Annotated in this window: 11 protein-coding genes; 10 read left to right on the forward strand and 1 reads right to left on the reverse strand. The window is 68.3% G+C overall.

The genetic code is table 11. From position 1 onward, the window contains the following. Positions 1 to 57: 57 nt before the first annotated feature. On the reverse strand, positions 58 to 513 hold the full coding sequence (locus HOV91_RS10370; RefSeq protein WP_174185229.1) for a VOC family protein: 456 nt from the start codon (positions 511 to 513) through the stop codon (positions 58 to 60). Between the two features lie 319 nt (positions 514 to 832). Between HOV91_RS10370 and HOV91_RS10375 the strand changes: the two genes are divergently transcribed. From HOV91_RS10375 to HOV91_RS10420, 10 genes are all read left to right on the forward strand, one after another. After that, entirely contained in the window at positions 833 to 1516 is a 684-nt protein-coding gene (locus HOV91_RS10375; protein ID WP_174185230.1) for a hypothetical protein, read from the forward strand. A 5-nt stretch (positions 1517 to 1521) separates the two neighbouring features. Next, positions 1522 to 2661 carry an SRPBCC family protein gene (locus HOV91_RS10380; RefSeq protein ID WP_174185231.1) on the forward strand — a complete coding sequence of 380 codons (1140 nt, stop codon included), beginning with the start codon at positions 1522 to 1524 and terminating at the stop codon, positions 2659 to 2661. Further along, positions 2658 to 3068, forward strand: coding sequence for a gas vesicle protein GvpJ (gvpJ, locus tag HOV91_RS10385; protein WP_174185232.1), 411 nt, complete (start codon positions 2658 to 2660; stop codon positions 3066 to 3068). Before HOV91_RS10380 ends, gvpJ begins: the two co-directional genes overlap by 4 nt. Then, the gene (locus HOV91_RS10390; protein WP_174185233.1) at positions 3068 to 3829 is read left to right on the forward strand and encodes a GvpL/GvpF family gas vesicle protein; all 762 of its coding nucleotides are present in this window, start codon (positions 3068 to 3070) and stop codon (positions 3827 to 3829) included. The genes gvpJ and HOV91_RS10390 overlap by 1 nt, the downstream gene beginning before the upstream one ends. 3 nt (positions 3830 to 3832) lie before the next feature. Continuing rightward, positions 3833 to 4063 carry a gas vesicle protein GvpG gene (locus tag HOV91_RS10395; protein ID WP_174185234.1) on the forward strand — a complete coding sequence of 77 codons (231 nt, stop codon included), beginning with the start codon at positions 3833 to 3835 and terminating at the stop codon, positions 4061 to 4063. A 28-nt stretch (positions 4064 to 4091) separates the two neighbouring features. Continuing rightward, positions 4092 to 4418: a gas vesicle protein GvpO gene (gene gvpO / locus HOV91_RS10400; RefSeq protein WP_438822649.1), complete on the forward strand. Its 327-nt coding sequence runs from the start codon at positions 4092 to 4094 to the stop codon at positions 4416 to 4418. After that, positions 4415 to 4801 (forward strand): gas vesicle protein, encoded by a 387-nt coding sequence (locus HOV91_RS10405; protein WP_174185235.1) that lies wholly within the window; start codon positions 4415 to 4417, stop codon positions 4799 to 4801. Before gvpO ends, HOV91_RS10405 begins: the two co-directional genes overlap by 4 nt. Further along, the gene (locus tag HOV91_RS10410) at positions 4798 to 5592 is read left to right on the forward strand and encodes a GvpL/GvpF family gas vesicle protein (RefSeq protein WP_174185236.1); all 795 of its coding nucleotides are present in this window, start codon (positions 4798 to 4800) and stop codon (positions 5590 to 5592) included. Before HOV91_RS10405 ends, HOV91_RS10410 begins: the two co-directional genes overlap by 4 nt. Next, positions 5589 to 5804: a gas vesicle protein gene (locus HOV91_RS10415; protein ID WP_174185237.1), complete on the forward strand. Its 216-nt coding sequence runs from the start codon at positions 5589 to 5591 to the stop codon at positions 5802 to 5804. The genes HOV91_RS10410 and HOV91_RS10415 overlap by 4 nt, the downstream gene beginning before the upstream one ends. Further along, positions 5797 to 6073: gas vesicle protein K (locus tag HOV91_RS10420; protein WP_174185238.1), on the forward strand; the 277-nt coding region annotated here is incomplete at its 3' end. The genes HOV91_RS10415 and HOV91_RS10420, both read left to right, overlap by 8 nt.

Raw genomic sequence — 6073 nt, forward strand, 5'->3', positions numbered from 1 at the left:
GAGCGCGGGACCCCGCCCGGACAACGGCGTCCGGGCGGGGTCTTCGACGCCGCTGGGTCAGGCGTTGTCGTAGGCGTCCTGCAGAACCCGGAGGTCGAGTTTGGACATCGACCGCAGGGCGGTGCCGACGGCGATGGTCTTGGCCGGATCGTCGCCGCCCATCAGCTTCGGCAGCGCGGAAGGCACCACCTGCCAGGACAGCCCGAAGCGGTCTTTCAGCCAGCCGCACGGCCCTGGCTCGCCGCCGTCCGCGGTGAGGGCGTCCCACAGTCGATCGACTTCCTCCTGGGTGTCCACGATCACCTGCAACGACGCGGCGTCGGTGAGCGGGTGGTCCGGCCCGCCGTTCATCAGTGTGACCGCGTGACCGTCCAGCTCCAGCGAGACGATGAACGCCGAGCCGTCGGAGTTGCGGGAGATGTCGCCCAGCCGCGAGTTCGGAATGACGGAGACGTAGTAGGCGGCGGCTTCCTCGGCGGCGTTGTCGAACCAGAAGAACGTGTTGACGGACATGCGGTGCTCCTGCGCGTATGGTGTGTCCTGCTGTCACCTACCGGTCGGAACCGCCGGTTCGTCTTCGACATACTTCGCGAACTTTCCCGAGATATTTTTCCGGCAGCGCAGACCGCTTTCGGCCAGATGGTCGCTGAAGACGCTTCGACGTGTCGATCCTTCCCCGCTTTTCGCAGGCAGAACCCATCGACCCATCGGGTAACCAGGCATACGCTGAGGTTTGGCCGCCGCAATGTGGTCTACCCCACTTCTGGGGACGTCAAGTCTCGGCGCCCCGGCTTTTGCCGGTGCGGTGGTTGAGGCGAGCAAGGAGTGAGCAATGAAGGGTGGAGGAAGAATTGCATTAGGGGTGGGCATCGGGTACTTCCTGGGCCGCACGCGCAAGATGCGCTTCGCGTTGTCGCTGGCCGGCGCCGCGATGGCCCGGCGCTCCGGGGGAACGACCGGGGACCTGCTCGAGCGCGGGACGTCGCTGCTCAAACAGTCGCCGGAGTTGACCCGCATCACCGACACCGTGCGCGACGAGTTGCTCGGCGCCGCGCGGTCCGCGGCGGTGACCGCGGCCAGCAACCGCCTCGACGCGCTGAACGCCCGGTTGCAGCAGGGTTCGACGCTGCTGGCGGACAAGGATCGGCGCGGCTCGGGGGAGACGGATTCCGACGAGGAGGAGTACGAGGACCGATCGCCCGAGGACGACGAGCAAGCGCTCGAAGACGATGAGCAGGCGTCCGCCGACGACGAGCAAGCGTCCGAGGACGACGAACTCGAGGACGAATACGACGAGGACGAGTCCGATCGAGACGCGGAGGAAGACGAGGACGACAGCGAGCGGCCAGCCGCGCGTCGGCGCCCTCGCCGGCCGGGCACCGCCGCCAGGCGTGCCGCGGGTTCCCGGACCGCCGACCGTTCGTCCGACTCCGCGGACCGCAAGCCGTCCGGTTCCCGTAGTCGCCGCGGTCGCACCGATGCCGACCAAGCGCCCGTGCGCCGCACGAGGAGGTGAGCCCGATGGCGAAGACTTTGCGCGATGCGACAGCCGGAGTGGGCAAGATGGCCACCGACACGGCGAGCCGGGCCACCAAAGCCGCGACCGGGGCCGGATCGGCCGCCAAGAAGAAGGCCCCGCCGCCCACACCCACCGGGCTGCTGCAACAGTCGATGCAGAACCTCGCCGGAACCCTGACCGAACGCGCGGTCGCCGGACTCACCAATCAGGTATCGAAGACCGCGGGACGGTTGACCGACTACGCCGAAGGCGGCGGGGGGAATCTGCTGGCGGCGGTGACCGGAGTGGAGAAGCTCGCAGGCGGCGCCTCACCGCTCCAGGCGGCCATGAGCGCGGGCAAGAGCAAGCTCGGCCACTCGCTGCGCGAGCAGTTCGAGACGGTGAAGGAGTCGCTGACCGGCGGTAAGGGCAAGGGCGGCGGCAAGAAGATCAAACTGACCAATATCGTCGAGCACATCGACGTCGGCGTTCCGGTCGACCTGGCCTACGACCAGTGGACCCAGTTCGCGGACTTCCCGAAATTCACCAAGAAGCTCGAGCAGGTCGAGCAGGTGTCCGACGAGAAGCTCAGCTGGACCGGCAAAGTGTTCTGGTCCAGACGGACCTGGGAATCCACGATTCTCGAGCAGGTGCCGTTCGAGCGGATCGTCTGGCGTTCCAAGGGCCACAAGGGCTACATCGACGGTGCGGTCACCTTCCACGAGATCGCGCCGAGTCTCACTCGCATCCTCGTGGTGCTGGAGTACCACCCCAAGGGGTTTTTCGAGAAGACCGCCAACATCTGGCGTGCGGCCGGTCGCCGGTGCCGTCTGGAACTCAAGCACTTCCAGCGGCACGTGATGACCGAGGCCGTGTTGCATCCCGACGACATCGTGGGCTGGCACGGCGAGATCCGCGACAGCGAGGTCGTCAAGGACGACGAGACCGCACGACGTGAGGAAGAGGAGGAGAACGCCGAGGAGGACAGCGACCGCGAGCCGGACGACGAGGAGCCGGACGAGGAAGAAGAAGACGAGACCGACGAGCAGGAGCGAGACGAGGACGAGCCGGAGGAAGATCGGCGGCCGCGCCGTCGACCGGCCGCCCGCCGCCGCACCACGGTGACCCGCCGGTCGCGCGAGAGCCGAGGAGCACACGCATGACCATCGAACCCGCAGGAGGCGCAGGCGGTGGCGGAGCAGGCACGATGGCCCGCCCGAATTCGTCCAGCCTGGCCGACGTGATAGATACGATTCTCGACAAAGGGCTGGTCATCGACGCGTTCGCCCGCGTGTCGCTGGTCGGCATCGAATTGGTGACCATCGACGCCCGCGTCGTGGTGGCCAGTGTCGACACGTATCTGCGTTTCGCCGAGGCCGTCAACCGGCTGGAGATCTCCACCAGCGAACCGAAGGGTCTGACCGACATCGTCGGCGACGTCACCCAAGGCGCGGCGAAACACAAGACGCAAGGCGCGCTCGAGGCGGCGGGCGAGAAGGTCATGGACTTCCTCGGCGACGTACAGGACAAGCGCCAGACAGCGAATCGGCCCAAACGCAAGGAGGGTTGATGACTACCGATCAAGCCGCCGTGTACGTCTACGGCATCGTGCCCGCCGACGTGGAGCCCGAGCCGCACGCCACCGGTGTCGGCGACCCGCCGGGCGAGGTCGGGGTGGTGCGGCACGGCGAGATCGCCGCGCTGATCAGCAGGCTCGAATCGGATCGACCGCTGGGCACGCCCGACGACCTCACCGCGCACGCCGAACTGCTGGACGGCTCGGCCGCCGTCGCCCCGGTGCTGCCGCTGCGGTTCGGCGCGGTCATGACCGACGCGGAGGCGGTGGAGAACGAATTGCTCGGGGCGAACGAGGACGAGTTCCGCTCCGCGCTGGAACAGCTCGAGGGCCGCGCGCAGTTCGTGATCAGGGGGCGCTACGTCGAGGACACCATCCTGCGCGAACTGCTCGACGAGAACGCCCAGGCCGCTCAGCTGCGCGACGAGATCCGCGACAAGCCCGAGGACGCGACCCGCAACGCCCGAATCGCGCTCGGCGAGCTGATCAACCAGGCGATCGAGGCCAAGCGAGCCGAGGACACCCGCCGGGTGGTCGCCGAGATCGAGCAGTTCGAGCCACTGATCAACCAGCGCGAACCCACGCACGAGGAGGAAGCGGTCCACGTCGCGATGCTGGTCGAGCTGGCCCGGCAAGAAGAGCTGGAGGAAACGCTGCGCCGGCTCGGCGAGGAGTGGGACGGGCGGGTGGAGCTGAACCTGCTCGGCCCGATGGCGGCCTACGACTTCGTCACCAAGCACACACCCGAGGGGTGAGGCATGGGCCTGCTCTCGACGATCTTGACATTGCCCGTCGCGCCGGTGCGCGGCGTCATCTGGTTGGGCGAACTGATCCAGGACCAGGTGGAGCAGAAAATGCACGATCCCGCCACCATGCGGCGGGAACTCGAGGAGATCGAAGCGGCCGCGGCCGCCGGTCAGCTGTCGGAGGAGGAACGGAAACAAGCGCAGCAGGCGGTCCTGGATCGGATGACCGGTCGGCGGACGTGATCGTGATCGACCGGAAGGAGTGACGCGCGTGGCACGCAAGACCACTTCCGACGACTCGGAGGATGTGCGCGCATCGGGCGAATCGGCCTCCACCCCCACCCGGGCCGCCGCGACGGCGGTCGCGCACCTCGTGGAATTGACGTCCAAGCAGGTGGAGGGCGTGACGTCGATGGAACCGACGGAGGACGGCTGGCTGGTGGAGATCGAGGTGCTCGAAGACCGCCGGATCCCGTCCTCGGCGGACATCCTCGCGCTCTACGAGGTCGAGATCGATGTCGACGGTGATCTGCTGGCCTACCGCCGGACCAGGCGCTATGCCCGCGGCAGCACCGACATCGGAAGGGCTCAGCGATGACGGTGGTCGGCGGCGGATCGTCCGCACCGCAGCCGTTCGGCGGCGAGCATCATTCGACGAACCTCGCCGACATCCTCGAGCGGGTCCTCGACAAGGGTCTGGTGATCGCGGGCGACATCCAGGTGAACCTGCTCGACATCGAACTGCTCACGATCAAGCTGCGGCTGGTGATCGCGTCCTTGGAGACGGCCAAAGCGGTGGGCATCGACTGGTGGGAGACCGACCCCTGGCTCAACAGCAAGGCCCACACGCTGGAGCGGCAGGACCGGGACCTCGAACTCGAGAATCGGCAGCTGCGCGACCGGATCGCCGAACTGGAGGCCGGCAGCGAACGCCGCCAGCCGATCGAACGCCGCCGCGAGCCGAGGGAAGATCGACAGTGACCGACGGGCTCGGGGTCTGGCTGTACGCGGTGACGTCCAGCCGAGGCGGGTCGGCGGAGCTGGGCGAGCTGACCGGAGTGGCCGGCGAGCCGGTGCGCTCGGTGATCTCGGACGATCTGACCGCGGTCGTCGGTTCGGTGCCGATGGAAGTGTTCGGGGAGCAGCCGCTGCGGCGGCATCTGGAGGATCTCGACTGGCTGGAGGGCACGGCCCGCGCGCACGACGCCGTCGTGTCGGCCCTGGTGCGCCACGGTCCGACCGTCCCGCTGCGGCTTGCCACCGTCTTCCTCGACGACGACCGGGTGCGCGACCTGCTCGAACAGCGGCGGGCGGACTTCGCCGAGGCGCTGGCGCTGGTGAGCGGCCGCACCGAGTGGGGAGTGAAAGCGTACGGCGATCGCGCCGCACTCACCGCCGCCGTGGCCGAGGCCCGCGCCGCCAGCGAAGGCAGCGCGAAAGGCGCGGGGGCGGCGTACCTGGCTAGAAGGCGCGCGCAGTTGTCCGCGCAGGAAACCGTGGAACGCGACGCGGCGGAGCGCGCCGAGGCGATCCACACCCGCTTGGTGCACCACGCCGCGGCGGGACGACGTCAGGCGCTGACCGATCCGGCGCTGAGCGGCCGCCGGGACTGGTTGGTGCTCAACGGCACCTATCTCGTGGACGACGATCGCGCCGACGACTTCGCCGCGACCGTCACCGCGCTCGGCGCCGAATTCCCCGGCATCCGGCTCGAACTCACCGGCCCGTGGCCGCCGTATTCGTTCGCGGGCGTGGAACGAGAACCGGCATGAGCCGGGTCACCCAGCACGTCGACGACGAGCGCCGCGTCGCGCTGGTCGACCTGCTGGACCGGGTGCTCGCCGGCGGAGTGATCATCTCCGGGGACATCAAACTCGCCATCGCGGACGTCGACCTGGTGCAGATCTCGTTGCGGGCGCTCATCTCCTCCATCAGTACCCTGACCGGGCCACCCCGCGCGCTGGAGCCACCCGGCGATGACTGAATTCGGCGGCATCCCACCGCGTATCGACACCGAACCCGAATCCGTCGAACGCGGACTGGTCAGCCTCGTCCTCACCCTGGTCGAACTCCTGCGGCAACTCATGGAGCGCCAAGCGCTGCGCCGAGTCGACGCGGGCGACCTCACCGACACCCAGATCGAACGCATCGGCACCACCCTGATGCTGCTCGAGCAACGCATGGAAGAACTCCGCGACCACTTCGGCCTCACCCCCGAAGACCTCAACATCGACCTCGGCCCCCTCGGCACCC

The sequence above is a fragment of the Nocardia barduliensis genome, assembly GCF_013315795.1.
Taxonomy (GTDB): Bacteria; Actinomycetota; Actinomycetes; order Mycobacteriales; family Mycobacteriaceae; genus Nocardia; species Nocardia barduliensis.